The following is a 22369-nucleotide window of genomic DNA, read 5'->3' as shown; positions in this document are numbered from 1 at the left end:
GTAAACTATTGCGTAATTGTATTGTTGGAACGAACTACTAGAGAGCGTTCGACTCACCCAGTTCCAGGAAGTGGGCGGTGATGAGTGATTGTCTTAGATACCCGCGTTCGGCATTTACTGATGGTCGCTTCCGGCCTTGGCAAGCAGCTTGTCCAGGGTGCGAGTGGTCAGGATGCGTCGAAGATAAGCAAACAAGTAAGTGGGAAATGTGACGTAATAACGCGCTCGAGGGGCCGGAGATTCAAGTGCGTGTATCACTTTTTTCAGTACCGCCTCGGGTGGCAGGGTAAAGGGGGCTGCGGGCCCCTGTTTATTGAGTCTCGCCTGGACGGCGAGATATCTGTCGCGATGCACGCTGTTTTCAATATCGATATAACGTTCCATCGCTTGCATTGCATTGGCGCGGAAACGGGTGGCAATCGGTCCGGGCTCGACCAGGCTGACAAAAATACGGGTACCCCTTAACTCGAGACGCAATGTATCGCTTAATCCTTCAATGGCAAATTTTGAGGCGTTATAGGCGCCCCGGAAAGGCATGGCGGCAAAACCGAGTACCGAGCTGTTCTGTATGATCCGGCCATAGCCCTGTTCTCGCATGACGGGCAGGATGCGGTTGGTCAGTTCCAGCCATCCGAAAAGATTGGTTTCGAATTGTGCGCGTATGGCTTCCCGGCTCAGGTCTTCCACTGCGCCTGGCAGCCCGTAGGCGCCATTATTGAATAATGCGTACAGTTGGCCTTGACTGCGCCGCAGGGTTTCCTCGACCGCAGACCGGATCGAATCGGAATCATCCAGATCCAGCTGGAAGCTTTCCAGGCCTTCTGCCAGCAGCATGTCCACGCTTTCCTGTCTACGGGCCGTGGCAAAAACACGGTAACCGCGTGCCTGCAAGCCATGTGCGGCGCAGTAGCCAATACCACTGGAACAGCCGGTGATTAAGATGGATTTTTTCATGAGTCTCCTGTGTGTGAAGCTCGCGGTGAACGAGGTACAACGGGCATCCAGGTCATATTTTATGCTTGATTTTCTGGGATGTTGAAGTGACCCACCTGTTGCCCATATCGGCAGATGAGTAAGATACTGCGCTGGCGTGAAGCTTGACAGTCATCATGGCGCAACATAGCATCGTGCGGGCATACGATTTTATTCGGAACATATTATATAAGCAAAGATGTCGAAATTATTGTTCAGATTGCGCGGCGTACCGGATGACGAGGCCGAAGAAGTGCGTGCATTGCTAGAAACACATCAGATAGACTTTTATGAAACGACTGCAGGCAATTGGGGAATCTCCATGCCGGCTATTTGGGTACGGGATGAATTACAGTATCAGCAGGCCAAGTCACTGTTGGATCACTATCAAGCGGCACGCAGCGCAAGAGTGCGTGCAGAATATGAGCGCCTTAAACGAGAAGGCAGGCACAAAACCCTATGGGACAGTTTCCGGGAAAATCCGCTTGGGTTCGTCGCCTATGTTTTTATTGTCATCGTGTTGTTATATCTTCCTTTCAAGCTTGTCTTTGAGTTAACCAGATAATTGCTCCAAATTTAAATTGAACATTTCCAGACAGTTATTACTCGCCTTGTTGCTGGGCGGCTTGACCGTGCCCGGTTTTGCGCCATTTTATATCTTCCCGTTGCCGTTATTCACGCTCGCATTGCTGGGGCTGATGTGGCGCAAATGCGCCAAGCCCTCCCAGGCGGCGCTGCTGGGTTTTGTCTTTGGTATGGGGATGTTCGGTGCAGGGGTGACCTGGATTTATGTCAGCCTGCATGATTTTGGCAATATGCCCATGCCCCTGGCCGTATTCGCATTGATCGTGCTCTGCGCTTATCTCTCGCTGTTTCCCGCTCTGACCGGCTGGATTGCATCGCTTCAGTGCTTGCGTACATCCTGGGTCTGGCCTGGGATTGTGGCCGCACTCTGGGCATTGAGCGAATGGTTGCGCGGTACACTCTTTACCGGTTTTCCGTGGCTGGCAGTCGGCTATTCCCAGGCGCCTTACGGTCCCTTATCCGGTTTTACCCCGGTGGTTGGCGTTTATGGTATCTCGCTGCTGCTGATGTTGAGCGCCGCCTGGCTGGCGTGTTGGCTGGAAACCCGACAAGCCCGGCGTGCTATCGCTGCGCTGGCGAGTGTTTGGGTCATTGGATTGGGGCTGCAACAAGTGAGTTGGGTCAAGCCGGTTGGCGAACCGGTAACAGTCAGCTTGCTGCAGGGCAATATTCCGCAGGATTTAAAATGGCAGCCGGAATATCTGGCGACGACCATGCAGACTTATGTGCAATTGGTCAAGAATAGCCCAAGCCGCCTGATCGTCACTCCGGAAATATCGTTTCCCCTGTTTCGTGAGCAGGCACCGCCAGCCTATTTATCGATGCTTGCTGAACATGCCCGCTCAAACCAGGGCGATGTCCTGATCGGGATGGCTGAACAGGATGCAGCCAGTAACGGCAGATACTACAACACCATGTTCAGTTTCGGTACCTCGCCCGAACAATACTACCGCAAACACCATTTAGTGCCTTTCGGCGAATTCATTCCCCTCAAGCCGATATTCGGTTGGATCATAGATGTCATGGATATGCCGCTGGCGGATTTTGCGCGCGGCGGTCTGGATCAGCAACCATTGGCGCTGGCCGGGCAGCGCGTCGCCATCAATATTTGTTATGAGGATGTATTCGGCGAAGAGATCATCCTGCAATTGCCAGAGGCGACCCTGCTGGTCAACGTGAGTAACGATGCTTGGTTTGGCCGTTCTATCGGCCCCTGGCAACATATGCAAATTTCACAGATGCGCGCCCAGGAAACCGGACGCTATATGCTGCGTGCAACCAATACCGGCATGACTGCCATCATCGATGAGCGGGGCAGGGTTGTGGCGCAACTGGATATGTTCATTACGGCCGGGCTACACGGCATGGCACAAGGATTCGGCGGGGCCACGCCTTATGTGCGTTACGGCAACAAGCTGATTTTGGGGCTCATCACCGTGTTGCTGTTGGCTGGAAGTTGTCTGGCATTTTTCGGTGGACGTAAAACCCTGTAGAATTGCGCCAATTCATTATTAGATAACCAGATCAAAACTTGCATGCCTACGCCCACTTTTCAGGAAATGATTCTCTCCCTGCAGCAATATTGGGGGCAGCAGGGCTGTGCACTGCTGCAGCCTTACGATATGGAAGTCGGTGCGGGGACCAGCCATACCGCGACCTTCTTGCGCGCCCTCGGGCCTGAACCCTGGCGGGCTGCCTATGTCCAGCCATCTCGTCGCCCGAAAGACGGCCGTTATGGCGACAATCCCAATCGCTTGCAGCATTATTACCAGTTTCAGGTGGTACTCAAGCCCGCGCCGGATAATATTCTCGATTTGTATTTCCGGTCTTTACAGATGCTGGGGTTGGACTTGCAGCGCAACGATGTGCGTCTGGTCGAGGATGACTGGGAAAATCCAACCCTTGGTGCCTGGGGACTGGGTTGGGAAGTGTGGCTGAATGGCATGGAAGTGACGCAGTTCACTTACTTCCAACAGGTGGGCGGCATCAACTGCCGGCCGATTACCGGTGAGATCACCTATGGCCTGGAGCGTCTTGCCATGTATCTGCAGGGGGTCGAGAATGTATTCGATCTTGTCTGGACAGACGGCATCACCTATGGTGATGTCTATCATCAGAATGAGGTCGAGCAATCCGCCTATAACTTCGAACACAGCGATATCGAGTTTCTATTGCTTGCCTTTGGCAAGCATGAGGCCCAGGCCAACCGGCTGATGGATGCGCAGTTGCCATTGCCTGCCTACGAACAGTTATTGAAAGCGGCGCATACCTTTAATCTGTTGGATGCACGCAATGCGATTTCCGTGACCGAGCGGGCGGCTTACATTGGTCGCATTCGTAACTTGGCGAAACGCGTAGCGCAAGCTTATTACGATAGCCGTGCACGTTTGCAGCCACCTTTCCCGCTTGCACCCCGAGAATGGGTCGCACATATTCTGGATCAGACAGCATCCGCATGATAACCGAGAATCTATTGATTGAATTGTTGACCGAGGAGCTGCCTCCCAAGTCGCTCGACAAGTTGGGCAACGCCTTTGCCAGCGCGCTGGGAAACAGCCTGCAGTCACAAAAACTCACTACTGCACAAACAGTCATTAGCGCGTTTGCCTCGCCGCGCCGGCTGGCCGCACATATCACTGCCGTATTGCCACAAGCGCCCGATCAGAATGTCATGCAGAAGCTGATGCCAGTAAAAGTCGGGCTGGATGAACATGCCCAGGCGACACCGGCTTTGATCAAGAAACTGACCGCACTCGGGATGGAGAACTTCCCGGTGTCCGCACTCAAAACCCTGCGGGATGGCAAGGCAGACATGCTGTTCCTGGAACAGACCATGCCGGGAATTCTGCTCGCGGCCGGTTTGCAGAAAGCGCTGGATGAGGCGATCCGGCAGTTGCCCATTCCCAAGGTGATGACGTACCAACTGGCCGATGGCTGGCAGAATGTGCATTTCGTGCGACCCGTGCATGGACTCATCGCGCTCTATGGAAAAGAAATCCTGCCCATCGAGGCATTCGGACTGGTTGCCGGCAATGCAACCCAAGGGCATCGCTTCGAGGCCACGCACCAGCCGTTGCCGATCGCACATGCGGATGACTACGAGCAGTGCCTAGAATCCACGGGAGCTGTCATGCCGCGATTTGCGCGGCGGCGCGAGGCCATATGGCGAGCATTAACCGCTGCGGCCAGCGCCGAGAAATTGCGATGTCTCGAAGATGAGGCGTTACTGGATGAGGTAACGGCTTTGGTAGAACGTCCCAACATATTGATGGGCACATTTCCAGAGGCGTTCCTCGAGGTACCGCAGGAATGCCTGATTTTAACGATGAAAGCGAATCAGAAATACTTCCCTTTGCTCGATTCGAATGGAAAACTGGCCAACCGTTTTTTGCTCGTGGCCAATATCACGCCGTCCGATCCAAAACAGATCATTACGGGCAATGAACGCGTCATCCGGTCACGGTTGGCAGATGCCAAATTCTTCTTCGATCAGGACCGCAAGCAAACCCTGGCTTCACGCCTGCCAGGCCTGGACAAGGTGATCTATCACCATCAACTGGGCTCGCAAGGGTTGCGTATCCAGTATGTGCGCGCCCTGGCGCGCGCGATTGGGGCGCATCTGGAAGGCAGCAGGCTGGCTGGGCTGGCTGACCAGGCAGCCCGTTTAGCCAAGGCCGATCTGTTGACTGACATGGTTGGAGAGTTTCCTGAACTGCAGGGGATCATGGGGCGCTATTATGCCCAGCACGAAGGCCTGGACGAGCGCATCGCGTTTGCCATTGAGGACCATTACAAACCGCGTTTTGCTGGCGATGCATTGCCTCGCAACCTGGTTGGAATCTGTCTGGCGTTGGCCGACAAGCTGGAAACCCTGGTCAGCATGTTTAGCATCGGCCAGCTGCCGACAGGTGACAAGGATCCTTATGCCTTGCGGCGCCATGCGCTGGGCGTGATCCGTATGCTGATCGAAAAGGATCTGCCTCTCGAGCTCAGTGTCCTGCTTGCGCAAGCCACCATCATTCTCCAGGATGGCCATATTGGGCAGGACCGGGAAGCGGCATCCGAGTACAGACGCCCGGCTTCTCCGCAGCTGGGTGAACAACTGCAGGATTTCTTTTATGATCGCCTGGCGAGCAATTTGCGTGAACAAGGTTACACTGCCCAGGAGGTCGATGCCGTTTTGAGTCTGAGGCCGCAAATCCTGAGCGATATCCCCAAACGGTTGGCGGCTGTCCGCGCATTTGCCGCGCTGCCCGAGGCGGCCAGCCTCGCTGCCGCTAATAAACGCGTGGGCAATATTCTCAAAAAATCTGAGCGCAGTATTTCCCCTGTCATCGAACAAGCCTGTTTGCAGGAACCGGCTGAATTGGCCTTGTATCAGGCCTTGGCCGATATCGAGTCCGAGGTTGAACATGCCTTCCAGGCTGGCGATTACGTCGCTTCATTGCAAATGCTGGCGGCGTTGAAAGTGCCTGTCGATACATTTTTTGACCAGGTTCTGGTCAACACCAAGGACATGCGGTTGCGCAATAACCGTCTTGCCTTGCTGGCAAAACTGCAGGCCATGATGAATCGTGTCGCCGATATTTCCCGTCTGGCAGCGTAATTCATGCAAGCAACTGGGATAGAGCGAAGGCGATGAAACTGGTTATTTTGGATCACAATGGCGTGATCAATCAAGTGAGTAGCACTTATATCAAAACACCTGATGAGTGGAAGCCGATTGCGGGCAGTATGGAAGCGATTGCCCGGCTGACGCATGCGGGGTATCGGGTCGTTATTGCCTCCAATCAGTCCAGCATCGGCCGTGGCTTGCTGGATATGTCAACTTTTCATGCGATCAATGACAAAATGTTCCGATCAGTTCAACAGGCGGGGGGGCGGATAGACGCTTTGTTTTTCTGTCCACATGCCCAGAACGACAAATGCACCTGCCGCAAACCCGGCATAGGCATGTTTCTGGAAATCAAGCAGCGTTACAGCACTGAGCTCAGCCATGTTCCGGCAATTGGGGATTCGTTGCGCGATCTGGAGGCAGCTTACCAGGCGGGGGCGATCCCAATATTGGTGCTGACCGGCAAGGGGGAAGTCACTTACGCGGCGGGCGATTTGCCACCGGGTACCCAGGTTTTTCCTGATCTGGCAACAGCAGTGGACGGTTTAGGGATACGGGCTTGAAAATGGCAATGCTGCGTTCTTTGATTTATACACTCTTACAGGCTGTGATCACGCCTCCCTACGCGCTGTTTACGCTCGCCTGCTTTCCCTTATCGGCTCACCGCCGTTACCGTGTAACATATGGCTGGACGCGGTTGATGCTGTTCATGCTGCGCACTATCTGTGGCCTCCATTACCGGGTAATAGGTCAGGAAAATATTCCTGATTGCCCCAGTATCATTCTTTCCAAACACCAGTCCGCATGGGAAACGCTGGCATTGCAGCAAATTTTTCCGCCGCAGGTCTGGGTGCTCAAAAAGGAATTATTGCGGATCCCATTTTTCGGCTGGGGGTTGGCCATGACTAATCCCATCGCTATCGATCGCAGCGCCGGCAAGGCGGCGCTGGAGCAGATTGTGGAGCAGGGGCGGGAGCGGCTGAGACAAAAATTCTGGATTGTGGTTTTCCCGGAGGGTACGCGCGTGCCGCCCGGCAGCAAAGGTAAATATCGTATTGGGGGCGCCTGGTTGGCTGCCCATACCGGCGCATCGATCGTGCCGGTTGCCCATAATGCGGGCGAATTCTGGGGAAAGAATTCCTTTGTCAAAAATCCAGGTGTGATTACCGTGAGCGTTGGCAAGCCGATCAATCCTGATGGAATTGAGCCGGCAGTCTTGATCGCGCAGGTCGAAGCATGGATTGAGGCGGAAACCCAGCGTATCAGCACGTACAATCATCACATTGCACCTTCAGCGCCTGTCGTTGCAAGTACAGGCGAGCAAGAGAAATAGTCTGCAGATCAAGGACAGCCGGTCAGGAGAATTTTGTCGATCCAGATTGTATGGCTATAATGAAAAAGGGTATGGAGCAGCGCTCCGGATCCCTGTACTTTCATTCACAGAGAAAAAAAGTGCCGGTAAGAACGCACATCAAGCTATTCTCAATAGGAGAGAAAAATGAAATCAAGTCTCAAATTACTCGCTCTGATGAGCTTATCCCTGCCATTCTACGCCCATGGCGGCGGTGATCCCGACTTCGTCAAATATCCAGAAAGATACGAACAAATCTTTAAACAATATGGCATGGCCAACCGCGCCAACCAGACCCAACTGGCAAAATTCTACGCCAATGAAATCGCTGTCGAAAGTTACAAAAAAGGTGAAGAGGCGGCACCCGGATCAATCGTCATTATGGAGATTTATGAGCCCAAGAAAGATGCCAAGGGTGAAATTATCACCGGTGAAGGTGGCTTGTTCGTGATCAACAAGCTGGCAGGGGTCGCAGTGATGGAAAAAAGAAATGACTGGGACAGTGCTTTCCAGCCAGCCAACCGGGCAGGTGACTGGGGTTTCGCCGTATACAATCCGGACGGTACGGCCAAAAGCAATGATCTCAATTGCGTACAGTGCCATATTCCATTGCAACAGCAGGATCACTTGTTCACTTATAAAAAATTAGTTGATTTTGCCAGCAATCATTAATCATTGACTCACTTTTTGAGCAGGGGGAAGGTATGCCAATCAAGTTGTTGAGCGCACTTGTCGGCAGCCTTCTTGTCCTGGCAGCGGTTGGCACCACTCCTAGGAGGCTGTCCGAGAATAGACTGATCTACTGCGGACGATTCTGGCTGGCTGGATTTACGATCCTTTTCGTTGAATAGAACGACTATTCGCCTCAAATGATCGAAAAATCCCGCTCAACCAGCCTCGCCCTCGCTACGATCGCTATTCTCGGACAGCCTCCTAGCTTGGCCGCAGATATTTATTCACATATTGTTTTAAAGCTGCCTTATGCCCTGCGAAACGATGCACCGTGGATCAGAATCATTCAAACTCAGGAACAGTGGGAATCCTTGTATCAGCAAATGCTTGCTGATAACCTCTTGGTTCCCGCAGAGACTGAACCTGCTCCCCTCATCGATTTCCAGAATTTTCAACTGATTGCCGGCGGGCTGGGTGTGCGATCGCATACCGGGGACAGGTTGCTGATCGAAGACGTGCATGAACTGGAAGACGCGATCATCATCCAGGTGCTGGAAGTGCGAAGAGCTGGATATTGCATTGTTTTGCCTGCATTGAGCTATCCCTCGGCAACTATTCTAATCAGAAAAACACATAAACCCATCAGGATTGCCAGCGCGGTCGCCTCGGATGATTGCGATCCTGGTATGAATTGATGATGTGCATTGACAGCCTGGATATGGCAGGATTTATATATTATTCGGTTCGAAGCGCATCGACCGGATTGAGACGGGCAGCCCGCATCGCGGGTACAACGCCAGCGGCCAGTCCGATCAAGCCGGATAGGATCAGCGCACCGATCACATAAGACCACGGAATACTGACTGGCAAGTCGGTGGCCAGCAGCTTCAGTAACCACGCCAATCCCATCCCAGTGAGCAAACCGGTTGCTCCGCCGAGAAATGAAAGAGCAGTCGATTCCAGCAGAAACAAGATCCGGATACGCATGGGCGTTGCACCCAGCGCATTGAGCAGCCCGATTTCCGCCACCCTTTCCGCCACGGCGATATGCATGAGCGTAATCATGCCTACCGCACCGACGAGTAGTGAAATGCCACCCAGGGCAGCGACGGCAAAAGTCAGGACATCCAGCACGGTCGAGAGCGTGCTGAGCATTTGCTGCTGGGGGGTGAGTGTGAAATCCTCGCGTCCATGGCGTTCGATCATGATGCGCCGGATATCTGCGGTAACCTTGTCTAATGCTGCATCGGGCGGGTAAACCACCTGAATTTCCATTACCCCTTCCCGGTTGAAAACTTCCAGTGCCCGGGCGGTGGGAATGTATACCGTATCATCCAGATCAAACCCCAATACCTGGCCTTTGGGGGCCATTATGCCAATCACCCGGAAGCGGGACCCTCCCACCTGGATGATCGAGCCGAGCGGGTTGGCGCTGCCATATAATTCCTCGTGCGCCTTCGCTCCCAGTACGGCAAAAGCACGTGGATTGCGCGGGTCATCCGCTGGCAGGAAGCGTCCGGTGGCCACTTGCATGTTGAATGCTTTGTCGAAATCCGGTCCCTGGCCTGACACTGTTACGCGCCGGCTGCGGCCACCTGCACGAATTTCGGCGTTACCCGTTACGGTGGCGTTGGTATAGCGGGCATAGCGTGAAATTTTTAACGCCAGTGAATCCTCGATGGTCAGCAGGCGCGCGCTGCCGATCGATCCAGGCGCTGCGCCATGCGCACGTATTTTCCCGGGTGTGATATTGATGATATTCGTGCCAAATTGGGTGAATTCTGCCAGCACAAACCGCTGAATGCCTGCTCCAATCGAGGTCAATAGAATGACAGCCGCGATGCCAATCGCGATTCCGGAAGCGGATAACAGCGTGCGTAGCGGATGGGCGGACAAGGCGCGCAGCGCATAGTGCAAGGTATCCAGGGTATTCATCGCTTGCTGAGGGCCTGGACCGGATCCAGTCTGGCTGCGCGGGTTGCGGGCAGAAGCCCCGCTAGCACCCCGGTTAGAACTGCGACAAAAATAGCTGCGAAATTGGCCCAATAGGGTGGCCAGGCGGGTAATAAGGGATATGCCAGACGCAGCATCAGGCTGCCGATATGCCCCAATACGAAACCGAACAGCGCACCGGTCAACGACAGCCAGGCCGCTTCCGCCAGGAATACTCGCCGGATGACTGTTGCCGGTGTACCGATCGCTTTGAGCAAGCCGATTTCGGCGGTGCGCTGGCTGACCGCCACCAGCATGACGTTCATCACCAGAATCCCGGCGACAGCGAGGCTGATCACGGCGATACCGGCAACGCCCAGTGTCAGTGCCCGCAAAATCCGATCAAATGTGGCGAGCACTGCATCCTGAGTGATAACCGTCACATCATCCTCGCCATCATGACGTCGAATCAGAGTTTCGCGTATGGCCTGCTTGGCATCTTCGATTTCACCGCGATGTCTCGCTTCTATCAGCAGCCGGAATAGAGAGTTGGTATTGAACAGGGCTTGCGCCTGACGTACCGGGATAATGACCACTTCATCTGAATTGAAGCCCATGGTTTGTCCTTGCGCGGCCAGGATTCCTGTAACCGTGAAACGTCGATCACTCAGACGAACCCGCTGACCCAGCGCATGACCATCCGGAAAAAATTCCTGGGCGATTGCTGCACCCAGTACGATTTGTGCACTGCCGGCAGAAGCGGCCGAAAGAAAATCGCCTTGGGCGAGCTGCATGTGGCGGATGGGAAAAATGTCAGCCGTACTGCCCAAAACTGTGACTTCCCGCAACCGTCCGGCGGCGGAAAGCTCTGCCGCGCCGACATTCAGCGGCGCGTAACGCCTGACCTGTGGCAGCCGGCCGACCCATTGGGCATCTTCCAGTGTCAAATCCCGCGGCGTCTGGCCCATGACGGCTCCCGGAAAGCTGCCTGCTGTTTCGGCGCGCCCCGGCAAGACGATGATCAGATTGGTGCCGATCGAGGAAAACTGATTGACAACATAACGTCTGGCGCCATCTCCCAGGGCGGTCAATACAATGACCGCAGCGACGCCCAGAGCCATCGCCAGTATGATCAGAAATGAACGCATTCGATAACTGGCTAGCGTGTTAAAAGAAAACCGCAGTGTATCGCTTAACTTCATTTCTGATCCGCTGCAATTTTGCCATCGCGCATGGCAATTCGGCGGTGCGCGCGCAGTCCCAATTCCCGGTCATGGGTGACAACAATGAGTGTCGTGCCTGCCTGGTTCAGCGCTTCCAGGAGAGCCATGACTTCCGATCCGATGCGATGGTCTAGATTGCCAGTGGGTTCGTCGGCGAGCAAAGCGGTTGGCCGCAGTATAGTTGCACGCGCAATCGCGACACGCTGACGTTGGCCGCCAGATAACTCAGCTGGGCGATGTTGCGCGCGATTGTCCAGATCGAAGGCATCCAGGGTTTCCTGGACACGTACTTTACGCTCGGAAGGGGGCATGCCGGTCAGAATCAAAGGCAGTTCGATATTCTCAGCGGCAGTCAAGCGTGGCACCAGATGGAAAGACTGGAATATGAAGCCAATTTTTTCACGTCGGACTTGTGCCTGCTCGGTTTCCGACAGATCGGTGACATTCCTTCCATCGAGTAAATATTGACCGCTGTTGGGCCGATCCAGCAAGCCGATTACATTCAGCAGGGTAGACTTGCCGGACCCGGAAGGTCCCATGATGGAAACATATTCTCCTGAATTGATTTCGAGATCAATGTGATCGAGTGCATGTACGGCCTGGTCACCCATGTAGAACACGCGGGTAATGTCTGAAAGCTGAATCATGGCTGGGTTGATTTGGGCGTGACGTGGGTGCCTGCTGTGACTTCCACGCCATCGCTGGCAAACAGCACCTGCTCACTCTCATTCAATCCCTCGAGCACCTCGGTAAAGACCCAGTTGCCCAGTCCTGTGACTAATGTTCTTTCTTCCAGTTTGTCATCGGGTCCCAATATCAGCACTTTATTGTTTTGCCGGATAACTTGTGTGGGAATTCGCAGGACATTTTCACGTTGATCGACGATCACTTCAACATCAGCGCTGTAGCCCACGAGTAGTGTGTCTGTATAATTGTTGATGAACTCGGCTTCCACATCGACCGTGCGCGCCTGTTTCTCAATTTCCGTTACAAAAGGGGCGATGCGGCGCACATGGCCTTCAAAAGTCCGGCCGGGCAGTGCGTCGATCAAGATACGTGCAACTTGCCCCACCCGGATTTTGGGTGCATCCACTTCATCCATCGGAGCGCTGACATACAAACAACTGTCATCGATCAGGTCCACAGCTGGTGGCGTGGGGATTCCCTGTGGCGAAGGCGTGACATATTCACCTAATTCGCCGGTCACTTGCGCAATAATGCCGGCAAAAGGCGCGATCAGCACGGTACGCTCCAAGCTGGCCTGAACCACGGCGATTTGCGCGCGTGCACGTTCGACCTCGGCGGCGGCAGCAGCGCAGGCAGCATGGCGGGCCTGGGCTGCGGCATCGGCATCATCGGCCCGCTGCGAACTGACAAATCCCCTGGCAACAAGCTGTTGTGTGCGTATCGATTCACGCTTGGCATTTTCCGCAAGTATGCAGGCTTCACGCTGCTGACTCACCGCCGTGACAAACTGCTGTTTGGACAGCTCTTTTTGTGCAGCCAGATCGACATTCCATAATTCCAGCAGAACCTGTCCCGACTCGACCCGGTCGCCTTCCCTGATTGGCAGGCTGATAATCTGTCCACCGGTTGCCGGCGACAGCCTGGCCCGCCGGCATGCCTTGATAGTGCCGGCACGGGTATTGATGACAGTCGCTTCGACTATGCCCCGTTCCGCGCTCACCAGTTCGACTGGCTGTGGATCGGTCCGGGTAAGCTGCCAGCCCGCATAGCTCAATACGGCGATTATCGAGAGCATGCCAGCCATGCGAAACAGCTTTTTACTTCCGCGCGTCATAATGAATTATTTACTGATCTTAGATTGGCGGCGCTGTGCGCGTTTCCGCCATGCGTGAATGACATGTAACCGCCAGAAACCCTGCACGATGAAATAACCGGCTACTGATAATAAAGAGGCAAGTAGAACGAGTCCGATAATCAACGGTTTGCCGAACGAAGCCAGATAATCGGTCAGAATGGGTATCCATTCCGCAAGATCTTTGTCCAGCAGGTCGAGTTCGAGAGGGGGCAAGCTATCGATACTGCTGCCGGTCACCCAGCTGCCAAGCGTAAACGCTGCGACATAAAGCGGTACAATAGTAAAAGGGTTCGAATACAGCGTTACGAATACTGCAATCGGTAAATTCACTTTGAAAATCACAGCGAACAAAGTGGCGAAGAAGAACTGAACAGGATTGCTGCCTGGAATCAATCCCGCGAACAAACCTGCTGCGACCCCTCCAGAAACCGAATGGCGATGGAGGTGCCAAAGATTATGGTGATGAAACCGGGTACCAAAAAAATTGACAAACCGGTTTTTCTGGATACTTTCGGGGCTCGGTAGATATTTTTTAAAAATTTTGCGCGGCACGGTTCAAGAATTTATTGACTCAAATAATTCATTCATTATTGATAACAAAAAAAGCGGTTGGTTTCCGTAAGGATGCAATGCCTGCATAAAGCAGCAGAACTGGCTAAAGTTGCAATAATCAAATGAAATCAATATTAATATCAGAGAATAAAACTATGGATAATACACCACTACCCGTTGAAACACCCATCTGGCGCGGCAGTTTCATTTTATCAAATGGCAAACAGCCTGCGCAGGTACGGGATACGTGTCCAACTTCAACGGATTTTGGCGTAATCGATGCCAGAACCTTTGCTGCCGTCGAGGTTGATGCGCTGTTTGACGAAGTCAACCACGCACGGACTCGGATCGGACAATCGGTGCTTTATCGGTCACTGGCGCGCCCTGTCACAGATGCGGCACTCTTGCAAAAAAAGCAGGCGGCCCTGCGTGAACTGGAATCAGATCCTGATCTATGCAACGCACTGGATCGTTTCATTCAGAAAATCGCACCTGATGAATCATCGCTTTATCACTTGCTGTACGGAGAATTTGCGGGTGGGCTGACGACGGATGATCCAAAAGATAAAAAAGACAGACTGGAATTCGGCGGGTATGGTTACCGTCAGTTTATCGATGGCACAGGGTTTGCAGTCGATCTGGTGGAGGAGGCCGAGGCGCTTCCCGTACCGCGCAGCGAATACTTGCAAACACTGGTGCAAGCGCTCCGTGATTTCGCCAAGTCGCGCACCTATGCCCTGATGCATGGGCCGATTTATATTTCGGAGGGTAAATTTCTGACCCGGGAGGAGAAGCCGGGCCACTTGCCTATCCCACGGTTTCGCCCTTCCATGTTCAAGTGGCTGCCGATCACGCTTTTTCTGACCATTATGCTCGGTTTGCTCTATTTCTTTCAGAATATGCTGGAAGAGCTGGGGGCGAGCTATATCGGCTACGGTATTCTCATCCTGGCTGTGCCTATATTTCCGATTATCTTGCAGGCGGTCAGTGCATCCGATCGGGATTCGGTAATCTACCCGTTGCAGAAACTGTTCCGTAAAAGCGAGGAGTTGGCAAAAGCCATGGAAGCGCTCGGGATGATCGACGAATTGCTGGCCTTTCATCAGCAGGCGCATGCCTCCAATGGACAAATGGCGCTGCCACAGATACTGGCTGGCGACCAGCACCAACTGGTCGCTGCCCAAGCCAGAAATCCATTGCTTGCCAGCACACAACCTGACTATGTCCCGAATGATATCGTGCTGGATGGCAGTCACCGGTTGTTGGCGGTAACCGGTCCCAATAGCGGGGGTAAAACAGCCTATTGCAAAACGGTAGTACAGATTCAGTTGCTGGGCCAGGCCGGCGCCTATGTGCCTGTGGCGGAGGCCCGGCTGGTACCGGCCGAACATATTTTTTATCAAATCCCCGATCCTGGCCAGTTGGAGGAGGGGATGGGGCGCTTTGCGCATGAACTGAAACAAACGCGTGAAATCTTCTTCAATTCCTCACCTCGCAGCTTGGTTGTACTTGATGAGCTGGCCGAAGGCACCACGTTTGAGGAAAAAATGACATTGTCCGAATATGTGCTCAAGGGGTTTCACCAGCTTGGTGCCACCACGATCCTGGTGACACATAACCATGAATTGTGTGAGCGCTTGCAGGAAGAGGGGATCGGCAATTATTTGCAAGTCGAGTTTGTGGCTGAGGGCCCGACCCATCGATTGATTCCCGGCATATCACGCATCAGTCATGCAGACCGGATAGCCAGCGCACTGGGGTTCAGCAAGGAGGATGTCGCCAACCATCTGGCTTCGTTGCAGGAATAAGGCTGCGCCCATAGCGGCATAACGGTAAAATTCGTTCTGATCGCCATCTGGTGAAGCAGGGGTTGTGGTGATGTTGCGCGGCTCCTCTGTTTTTTGCCGATGCGGATGACGAATAGCCGCTATCTGCATCTCCGCATGGGAAATAACGGATATTTGCATTAAAATTATATGTTTAATAACACTGGAATTTTGGCATGACCGCTATCACATATATAGCTGATAGATAGTCCATTGAAATTTCCAGGATAATTTTTTACCGTGTGAACATGACACATAAAATCAAACATCGCGTGCGCAATACGCACATCTGTCCACTTTATTTAATGATGCAGGACCATCAACTGGATCATATTCAAGGGAATTAGCCGTGAAATATCAAACCGACGACCTTCGTATTATTGGCATGCATGAGCTGACCCCGCCGGTGGAATTGCATCGCGAATATCCCATGAGCGAACAGGCCACAGAGACCGTTTTCATGGCCAGGCAGGACTGCCATAACATTTTGCACGGGGAAGATGATCGTTTATTGGTCGTGTGTGGTCCTTGTTCGATCCATGATGTGGATGCGGCGTTGGAATATGCTTCCCGGCTCAATCACCTGCGCCATGAGTTTAAGAATCAGCTGCATATCATCATGCGGGTTTATTTTGAAAAACCACGCACGACCATCGGCTGGAAAGGGCTGATCAATGATCCCGATCTCGACAACAGTTTCCATATCAACAAAGGGTTGCGGCTGGCGCGTAAGCTATTGCTGGATCTGAGCATTATCGGTGTACCTGCCGCCACGGAATTCCTGGATCTGATCAGTCCGCAATATGTGGCGGATTTGATCAGCTGGGCAGCCATTGGCGCACGTACAACCGAAAGTCAGGGGCACCGTGAATTGGCATCCGGCGTTTCCTGCCCGGTCGGTTTCAAGAATGGTACCTATGGCAACTTGAATATCGCGATTGATGCGATGGGTGCCGCCTCCCGTCCACATAATTTTTTATCGGTCACCAAGGAGGGCCGTACGGCGATCTTTGCGACCAAGGGAAACGAGGATTGCCATATTATCCTTCGTGGAGGGCGTACTCCCAATTATGACAAGGAAAATGTCGCCATGGCGGTTGAAGCGCTGCTTAAGGCGGGGTTGCCGCCCTATCTGATGATCGATTGCAGTCACGCCAACAGTCATAAGGATTACCGGCGCCAGCCGGAAGTTGCAGCCAATGTAGCGGGACAAATTGCAGCGGGGAATCGCGCGATCTGCGGAATCATGCTCGAAAGCCATTTGGTGGCTGGCAGGCAGGACGCGGAAGGCAAACATTTAGAGGAATTGGTTTATGGACAAAGCATTACCGATGGCTGTATCGATTTCGAAACGACACAGCATGTACTGTTTGAACTGGCCGAAGCCGTTGAGAAACGCAGGAATTTGCACGCAGAGGGTCAAGCAAACATTTCCGGGCAATTTGTTGCATTACCCTGATCAGGCGAGGACATCATCTTGAGCAATAATGAAACAATCTGGTTCAAAGATTACGCATTGGACTATCTCGAAGGTTTGCGCAATGCCAACATGGGCGTGCATGTCGGGATACGGTTCACCGAAATTGGCCCCAATTTTCTTAAAGCCAGCATGCCTGTCGATCAGCGCACCACTCAGCCTTTTGGAATATTGCATGGCGGGGCCAGCTGTGTGCTGTCCGAGACCCTGGGCAGCGTGTCTGCCTGGATGACCATTGATCCGAAAGCCTACCGGGCGGTTGGCATCGAGATCAATGCCAATCATATCCGGGCTGTCACGCAAGGCAACGTCATCGGAACCTGTACGCCGTTGCATGTCGGAAAACGGACTCAAGTCTGGCAGACCGATATTACTGAAGAAGCAACCGGTAAACGGGTGGCAGTCTCCAGGCTTACCGTTGCCATTATCGAACAGGGCACGCTGAGCGCGCAGAAAGCACCTGTATTTGTGGAAAGGTAGTATTGCAAGACGGCATCCCAGGGAAACGCCAGCCGTTTCCTTTATCCATAGCTTACCCGGAAGACCTGCCAGTCGTCGGACGGCGCAAGGAAATCGCCCAGGCGGTCCAGGCATCCCAGACCGTTATCATTTGCGGGGAAACGGGGTCCGGAAAAACGACCCAGCTACCCAAGATTTGCCTGGAATTGGGTTACGGCCGCAAAAAACTGATCGGCCATACACAGCCTCGCCGTATCGCGGCTAGAAGCGTGGCAGCACGCATCGCTTCGGAACTGAACAGTCCGCTTGGGAAAATTGTCGGCTTCAAAGTCAGATTCACTGATCAGACCGAAGCCGGGACTTGCATCAAGCTCATGACAGACGGCATTCTGCTGGCTGAAACCCAGCGGGATCCGCTGTTGTCCGCCTACGATACCGTCATCATCGATGAAGCGCATGAGCGCAGCCTCAACATCGACTTTCTGCTCGGTTACCTCAAGCAGTTGCTGCCTCGCCGGCCCGATCTCAAACTGATCGTGACTTCGGCCACCATCGATGCCCAACGTTTTGCCCAGCATTTCAATGATGCACCGGTCATCGAGGTGTCGGGCAGGCTCTTTCCTGTCGAAACCCTTTATCGGCCGTTCAATCTGGATTCTGAGGACGACCGAAATTTGCAACAAGCGATCCTGGATGCGATCGATGAAGTGACGGGGATGGGGGAAGGGGACGTATTGGTTTTTCTGCCGGGTGAACGGGAAATACGGGAAACCGCAGAAGCGCTGCGCAAGCATGCCTTTGGCCATGCCGGGAGCAGGCAGGCGGTCGAAATACTGCCATTGTTCGCCCGCTTATCCCATGCGGAACAGGCGCGTGTTTTCACGCCCAGTAACCGGCGACGGATCGTGTTGACGACGAATGTCGCGGAAACGTCACTGACCGTACCCGGGATTCGGTATGTCATCGATACGGGACTGGCACGTATCAACCGTTACAGTTACCGTAACAAGGTCGAGCAACTGCTGGTCGAAAAAATTTCACAGGCATCGGCCAATCAGCGGGCTGGACGTTGTGGGCGGGTGATGAGTGGCGTGTGTATCCGCTTGTATGCGGAAACAGACTTCAACACCCGGCCTGCCTTTACAGATCCAGAAATTGTGCGTTCTTCGCTGGCAGCGGTTATTTTGCGAATGAAGTCGCTGAAGATTGGTGAAGTGGAAAATTTTCCATTCATCCAGCCACCTGCGCCGCGCATGATCGCGGATGGCTATCAATTACTGGCAGAACTGGGTGCGATCGATACCAACAAGGCGCTGACTCCAATAGGCCAGCAGCTGGCAAAGTTTCCTATCGATCCGAGAATCGCCCGCATGATTGTGGCCGCCAGGCAGGAGAATTGCCTGACTGAAGTGCTCACCATCGCTGCTGCACTCAGTCTGCAGGATCCACGCGACCGTCCGTTCGAACAACAAGCGGCAGCTGATCGGGCGCATCTGCCGTTCCGTGACGAGCGTTCGGATTTTATCGGCTATCTGAAATTATGGGATTTTTTCGATGAACTGCTTAAGCATAAGAAATCCAATAAAAAACTGATTGCGCAGTGCCAGGAAAACTTTATTTCACACCGCAGGATGCGTGAATGGCGTGAAATTCACGGTCAGTTGCAAACCCTGGTTAGGGAGATGGGGTTGCGCCCCAATCAAATTCCTGCCGGCTACGATGAGATACATCGCGCGTTATTGGCCGGTCTGCTCGGTAATATCGGCTTCAAGGCAGAAGGCGAGGAAGAATATCTGGGCGCGCGCGGGATAAAATTTTCCATCTTTCCTGGCTCATCGTTGAAAAAGAAAAAGCCCAAATGGATCGTGGCGGCCGAGCTGACTGAAACCTCCCGTCTCTATGCGCGCTGTGTGGCAGCAATCGATTCATCATGGCTGGAGAAGATCGCCGGGAAACTCTGCAAAAAACATTATTTCGATCCTCATTGGGAGAAGCGGCGCGCGCAACCGATGGTTTTCGAGCGAGTAACGCTCTATGGCCTGACTATCGTGCCCAAGCGGCGTGTAGGGTATGGCGCCATCAATCCCGAACACGCCCGAGAGATCTTCATCCGCGAAGCGCTGGTGGCGGGCGAATATGCAGAAAATCCCTTATTTCTGCAGCAGAATCGCCGGCTGATCGAAGAGATCAAGGCATTGGAGAATAAAACCAGGCGCCAGGATGTATTGGTTGACGAAGAAAAAATCTTTGAATTTTACGCGACACGCATTCCGTCGGATGTTCACAGTGGAAAATCATTTGAGAAGTGGCGCCGGCAGGCAGAGCAATCGAACCCTCAGGAATTGCATCTCACGCGTGAGATGCTCATGCGGCATGCAGCGGATGCGGGATCCGAAATCCAATTTCCTGAAAACCTCAATATTGACGGGCATGTGCTGTCCCTGAGTTATCGCTTTGATCCCGGACATCCACTCGATGGTGTGACCGTGAGGATACCTTTGCCGTTATTGAACAAGTTCGAAGACTTTCATTTTGACCGGCTGGTGCCGGGATTGATACGCGAGAAAGTGACCGCTTATCTTAAAATGCTGCCCAAGCAGATTCGTCGTCGCTTGATTCCACTGCCCGATATCGTTACCCAGTTCCTGATCGATCTCGATACACGCCCTCAAACTCGCCCACTCCTGGAATATTTGGCTGTTTTTGTTGAAGCCAAGACAGGCAGCAAACCCGCTCTCGATACATGGGAGGATAAAGCGCTGCCAGCCCATTTGTTGATGAATTACAGCATACTGGACGACAGGGGTAACGAGCTGGCTTCAGGCAAAACACTCGCGCCGCTGAAGGCGCAATTCGGCCGTACTGCTCAACAGATGTTCGCTCAGCAGGTGAATGGAGGCAAACACGCCATTGAGTGTGAGGACATCACCCAATGGGATTTTGGGGAATTGCCACGCGAGCTGACATTCGAACGCGCAGGTGTGGCAATGACAGGCTATCCCGCTTTGGTAGACCAGCAAGACAGTGTGGCAATCCGATTGTTCGATACGATTGAGGCTGCTGACAGCAGCATGCGGGCGGGGGTCAAACGTTTGTTAAATCTGGCGCTCAGAGAACGGATCAAACAACTGGAAAAACGCTTGCCAGTCAACCAGCAGGCTGTTTTGCTGTTGAGCGGCCTGATTGCGCGCGATAAATTGCATGTGGATATGCTGGCTGCGATACTTGAACGTGCTTTGCTTGGCGACGATGCGCTGCCACGCACCCATGGCGAATTTGTTGCGCAAACCGGACAGGCAAGGTCACGGTTGGGCGTTATCGCCAATGCCTATGGGGAATTGATCGAAACGATCGCCACAGCCTATCAGGCATTCAAACAATTCAAGGCTTCAATGGGCAAGCTGGACAAAAGCTTGGAAGAATCGTTGCAAGCGCAGCTGCAGCATCTTATTTATCCCGGTTTTCTCAGCGACACGCATTGGCAATACTTGCAGCATTATCCTCGCTATCTTAAAGGTATGACCTTGCGGCTTGAAAAATTCCGCAAAAATCCCGCTCGTGATAGCCAGCAAATGGAAGTTGTTGCCAGGTTATGGCAACAATATTTGCGACGCCTACAGAAACATGCTCAGAAGGGTATCCATGATCCAAATTTGGCGATGTTTCGCTGGCAAATGGAAGAACTTCGCATTTCCTTATTCGCCCAGGAGTTGAAAACGCCGGCACCTGTTTCGGCCAAGCGTTTGGAGAAATTATGGGAAAAAGTGCATGAGTAGGAAAGCATGGTACATCACACAGTCTGGACCTCATGCATCATGTTTCGGAGCATGCGCAATACATAAAAGAATTCACTTTTGTCCCAAGGGGTAAAGCGCGGCAACTGAAACATATCGCTTCCATGACGGGCAGCGCCCCAGGCAGTCGATACCGCTGCCTCAAACCCCAATTCTTTGAGCATTGCAACATGGGCGGGTAAGTAGTCTTTGCCTGGCTTACCATTGGGATAGGCGAAAAATCGTACTGGTGCCCCTGTGATGGCTTCCAGCTTGGCTTTGCCCTCAGCAATTTCGATGCGGGCACTGGCATCGTCAAGACGCGCCAGAATCGGGTGGTTCATCGTATGACCGCCAATTTCCATCCCGCTGCGATGCAGGGCGCGGACTTGATCGGCAGTCATCATGAGATCATCCGGTAAATCCGCCGCAATCAGATTTGCCAATTTCTCTACCTGGGTTTGTCTTCGCTTGGGATCCATATACTTAAGTGCATCGATGGTGGCAAAAAGTGCCTGGCGACGTTCTGGAAGTGTCGTGATGGTGTGCAAACCCAGATTAATCTCTCGCAGATCAACTGACCCCCCCTTGACGCGCCGGAAAGACTCGATCACGGTATCGTTCCACATTCTGCCGCCATCGAGAAAGCCGGCAGCAATGAAAAAGGTGGCCGGCAAGTCAAATTTCTTCAGCAGTGGCAGTGCGATCTCTTCATTATCCGCATAGCCATCGTCAAAAGTGATACAAGCTGCACGGGCGGGGAGTGTGCCATCGCGTAACCTGCTTACAGCCTCAAATAGGGGCAGCACCTTAAAGTTTCTAACCAGATACTTTAACTGCATATCAAAATCAACAACATCTCCCCCAGAACCAAACAAAGGGTCTGGTTGTGGTAAAACACGATGATAGATGAGTATGGATAACTTTGTTCTTGAGTGAAATAGCGTAGAAAAAATTCTCATAAATTTTGCCTCTGGACTTGTACTATTTTCTCAGTTTAATCTATTTAGTGTCTGCCCGAAAACTCATTGTCTGATTATAAAACAACTTGTTGCACCTGATTTTAGTAAAGAAGATTTGCGGAATTCTGGCCAAAACTGCCATAAATAT

General features: G+C 52.9%; 19 protein-coding genes. 12 read left to right on the top strand and 7 right to left on the bottom strand.

The genetic code is table 11. The annotated features are described in order from the left end of the window. Positions 1 to 114 precede the first annotated feature (114 nt). Entirely contained in the window at positions 115 to 954 is an 840-nt protein-coding gene (locus tag ABTW62_RS11145) for an SDR family oxidoreductase (protein ID WP_430904657.1), read from the bottom strand. A gap of 217 nt (positions 955 to 1171) precedes the next feature. Here ABTW62_RS11145 and ABTW62_RS11140 point away from each other — a divergent pair, with 217 nt between their 5' ends. The 8 genes from ABTW62_RS11140 (at position 1172) to ABTW62_RS11105 (ending at position 8890) form a co-directional block, all read left to right on the top strand. Beyond that, complete coding sequence (locus ABTW62_RS11140; RefSeq protein WP_430904656.1) at positions 1172 to 1537, top strand: DUF6164 family protein; 366 nt, start codon at positions 1172 to 1174, stop codon at positions 1535 to 1537. 16 nt (positions 1538 to 1553) lie between these two features. Continuing rightward, positions 1554 to 3050 carry an apolipoprotein N-acyltransferase gene (gene lnt / locus ABTW62_RS11135; RefSeq protein WP_430904655.1) on the top strand — a complete coding sequence of 499 codons (1497 nt, stop codon included), beginning with the start codon at positions 1554 to 1556 and terminating at the stop codon, positions 3048 to 3050. 42 nt (positions 3051 to 3092) lie between these two features. Then, positions 3093 to 4016 (top strand): glycine--tRNA ligase subunit alpha, encoded by a 924-nt coding sequence (gene glyQ, locus ABTW62_RS11130; RefSeq protein WP_430904654.1) that lies wholly within the window; start codon positions 3093 to 3095, stop codon positions 4014 to 4016. Continuing rightward, positions 4013 to 6163, top strand: coding sequence for a glycine--tRNA ligase subunit beta (glyS, locus tag ABTW62_RS11125; RefSeq protein ID WP_430904653.1), 2151 nt, complete (start codon positions 4013 to 4015; stop codon positions 6161 to 6163). Before glyQ ends, glyS begins: the two co-directional genes overlap by 4 nt. A 32-nt stretch (positions 6164 to 6195) precedes the next feature. After that, on the top strand, positions 6196 to 6735 hold the full coding sequence (gene gmhB / locus ABTW62_RS11120; protein ID WP_430904652.1) for a D-glycero-beta-D-manno-heptose 1,7-bisphosphate 7-phosphatase: 540 nt from the start codon (positions 6196 to 6198) through the stop codon (positions 6733 to 6735). A 2-nt stretch (positions 6736 to 6737) separates the two neighbouring features. Continuing rightward, entirely contained in the window at positions 6738 to 7505 is a 768-nt protein-coding gene (locus tag ABTW62_RS11115) for a lysophospholipid acyltransferase family protein (RefSeq protein WP_430904651.1), read from the top strand. 165 nt (positions 7506 to 7670) lie between these two features. Then, positions 7671 to 8195 (top strand): cytochrome P460 family protein, encoded by a 525-nt coding sequence (locus tag ABTW62_RS11110; protein ID WP_430904650.1) that lies wholly within the window; start codon positions 7671 to 7673, stop codon positions 8193 to 8195. Positions 8196 to 8392: 197 nt separating this feature from the next. Further along, positions 8393 to 8890 (top strand): hypothetical protein, encoded by a 498-nt coding sequence (locus ABTW62_RS11105; protein WP_430904649.1) that lies wholly within the window; start codon positions 8393 to 8395, stop codon positions 8888 to 8890. Between the two features lie 40 nt (positions 8891 to 8930). Here the strand turns inward: ABTW62_RS11105 and ABTW62_RS11100 are convergent, their stop codons facing one another. The 5 genes from ABTW62_RS11100 to ABTW62_RS11080 are packed head-to-tail and all read right to left on the bottom strand — an operon-like array spanning position 8931 to position 13724. After that, on the bottom strand, positions 8931 to 10130 hold the full coding sequence (locus ABTW62_RS11100) for an ABC transporter permease (RefSeq protein WP_430904648.1): 1200 nt from the start codon (positions 10128 to 10130) through the stop codon (positions 8931 to 8933). Then, positions 10127 to 11329: an ABC transporter permease gene (locus ABTW62_RS11095; protein WP_430904647.1), complete on the bottom strand. Its 1203-nt coding sequence runs from the start codon at positions 11327 to 11329 to the stop codon at positions 10127 to 10129. Before ABTW62_RS11095 ends, ABTW62_RS11100 begins: the two co-directional genes overlap by 4 nt. Beyond that, positions 11326 to 11997, bottom strand: coding sequence for an ABC transporter ATP-binding protein (locus ABTW62_RS11090; RefSeq protein ID WP_430904646.1), 672 nt, complete (start codon positions 11995 to 11997; stop codon positions 11326 to 11328). Before ABTW62_RS11090 ends, ABTW62_RS11095 begins: the two co-directional genes overlap by 4 nt. Beyond that, entirely contained in the window at positions 11994 to 13151 is a 1158-nt protein-coding gene (locus ABTW62_RS11085) for an efflux RND transporter periplasmic adaptor subunit (RefSeq protein ID WP_430904645.1), read from the bottom strand. The genes ABTW62_RS11090 and ABTW62_RS11085 overlap by 4 nt, the downstream gene beginning before the upstream one ends. A gap of 6 nt (positions 13152 to 13157) precedes the next feature. Then, complete coding sequence (locus ABTW62_RS11080) at positions 13158 to 13724, bottom strand: DUF2062 domain-containing protein (RefSeq protein WP_430904644.1); 567 nt, start codon at positions 13722 to 13724, stop codon at positions 13158 to 13160. A gap of 155 nt (positions 13725 to 13879) precedes the next feature. Between ABTW62_RS11080 and ABTW62_RS11075 the strand changes: the two genes are divergently transcribed. From ABTW62_RS11075 to hrpA, 4 genes are all read left to right on the top strand, one after another. Then, positions 13880 to 15532, top strand: a complete 1653-nt coding sequence (locus tag ABTW62_RS11075; RefSeq protein ID WP_430904643.1) for a MutS-related protein — start codon at positions 13880 to 13882, stop codon at positions 15530 to 15532. Positions 15533 to 15899: 367 nt separating this feature from the next. After that, positions 15900 to 17009 (top strand): 3-deoxy-7-phosphoheptulonate synthase, encoded by a 1110-nt coding sequence (locus ABTW62_RS11070; RefSeq protein WP_430904642.1) that lies wholly within the window; start codon positions 15900 to 15902, stop codon positions 17007 to 17009. A gap of 18 nt (positions 17010 to 17027) precedes the next feature. Next, positions 17028 to 17507: a hotdog fold thioesterase gene (locus ABTW62_RS11065; protein ID WP_430904641.1), complete on the top strand. Its 480-nt coding sequence runs from the start codon at positions 17028 to 17030 to the stop codon at positions 17505 to 17507. A gap of 2 nt (positions 17508 to 17509) precedes the next feature. After that, positions 17510 to 21262: an ATP-dependent RNA helicase HrpA gene (hrpA, locus tag ABTW62_RS11060; protein WP_430904640.1), complete on the top strand. Its 3753-nt coding sequence runs from the start codon at positions 17510 to 17512 to the stop codon at positions 21260 to 21262. A 14-nt stretch (positions 21263 to 21276) separates the two neighbouring features. Here the strand turns inward: hrpA and ABTW62_RS11055 are convergent, their stop codons facing one another. Next, positions 21277 to 22101 carry a polysaccharide deacetylase family protein gene (locus ABTW62_RS11055; RefSeq protein WP_430904639.1) on the bottom strand — a complete coding sequence of 275 codons (825 nt, stop codon included), beginning with the start codon at positions 22099 to 22101 and terminating at the stop codon, positions 21277 to 21279. Positions 22102 to 22369: the final 268 nt, after the last annotated feature.

It is taken from the genome of Nitrosomonas sp. ANs5 (genome assembly GCF_050584665.1).
Classification (GTDB): domain Bacteria; phylum Pseudomonadota; class Gammaproteobacteria; order Burkholderiales; family Nitrosomonadaceae; genus Nitrosomonas.
Note: the sequence above shows the minus strand (reverse complement) of the source record. Positions and strands in the feature narration are given on the sequence as shown.

What these genes read in the sequence shown, in the direction of transcription:
- ABTW62_RS11145 (WP_430904657.1), bottom strand. Translation starts at nt 954, where the DNA reads ATGAAAAAATCCATCTTAATCACCGGCTGTTCCAGTGGTATTGGCTAC.
- ABTW62_RS11140 (WP_430904656.1), top strand. Translation starts at nt 1,172, where the DNA reads ATGTCGAAATTATTGTTCAGATTGCGCGGCGTACCGGATGACGAGGCC.
- glyQ (WP_430904654.1), top strand. Translation starts at nt 3,093, where the DNA reads ATGCCTACGCCCACTTTTCAGGAAATGATTCTCTCCCTGCAGCAATAT.
- glyS (WP_430904653.1), top strand. Translation starts at nt 4,013, where the DNA reads ATGATAACCGAGAATCTATTGATTGAATTGTTGACCGAGGAGCTGCCT.
- gmhB (WP_430904652.1), top strand. Translation starts at nt 6,196, where the DNA reads ATGAAACTGGTTATTTTGGATCACAATGGCGTGATCAATCAAGTGAGT.
- ABTW62_RS11115 (WP_430904651.1), top strand. Translation starts at nt 6,738, where the DNA reads ATGGCAATGCTGCGTTCTTTGATTTATACACTCTTACAGGCTGTGATC.
- ABTW62_RS11110 (WP_430904650.1), top strand. Translation starts at nt 7,671, where the DNA reads ATGAAATCAAGTCTCAAATTACTCGCTCTGATGAGCTTATCCCTGCCA.
- ABTW62_RS11105 (WP_430904649.1), top strand. Translation starts at nt 8,393, where the DNA reads ATGATCGAAAAATCCCGCTCAACCAGCCTCGCCCTCGCTACGATCGCT.
- ABTW62_RS11100 (WP_430904648.1), bottom strand. Translation starts at nt 10,130, where the DNA reads ATGAATACCCTGGATACCTTGCACTATGCGCTGCGCGCCTTGTCCGCC.
- ABTW62_RS11095 (WP_430904647.1), bottom strand. Translation starts at nt 11,329, where the DNA reads ATGAAGTTAAGCGATACACTGCGGTTTTCTTTTAACACGCTAGCCAGT.
- ABTW62_RS11090 (WP_430904646.1), bottom strand. Translation starts at nt 11,997, where the DNA reads ATGATTCAGCTTTCAGACATTACCCGCGTGTTCTACATGGGTGACCAG.
- ABTW62_RS11085 (WP_430904645.1), bottom strand. Translation starts at nt 13,151, where the DNA reads ATGACGCGCGGAAGTAAAAAGCTGTTTCGCATGGCTGGCATGCTCTCG.
- ABTW62_RS11075 (WP_430904643.1), top strand. Translation starts at nt 13,880, where the DNA reads ATGGATAATACACCACTACCCGTTGAAACACCCATCTGGCGCGGCAGT.
- ABTW62_RS11055 (WP_430904639.1), bottom strand. Translation starts at nt 22,101, where the DNA reads ATGCAGTTAAAGTATCTGGTTAGAAACTTTAAGGTGCTGCCCCTATTT.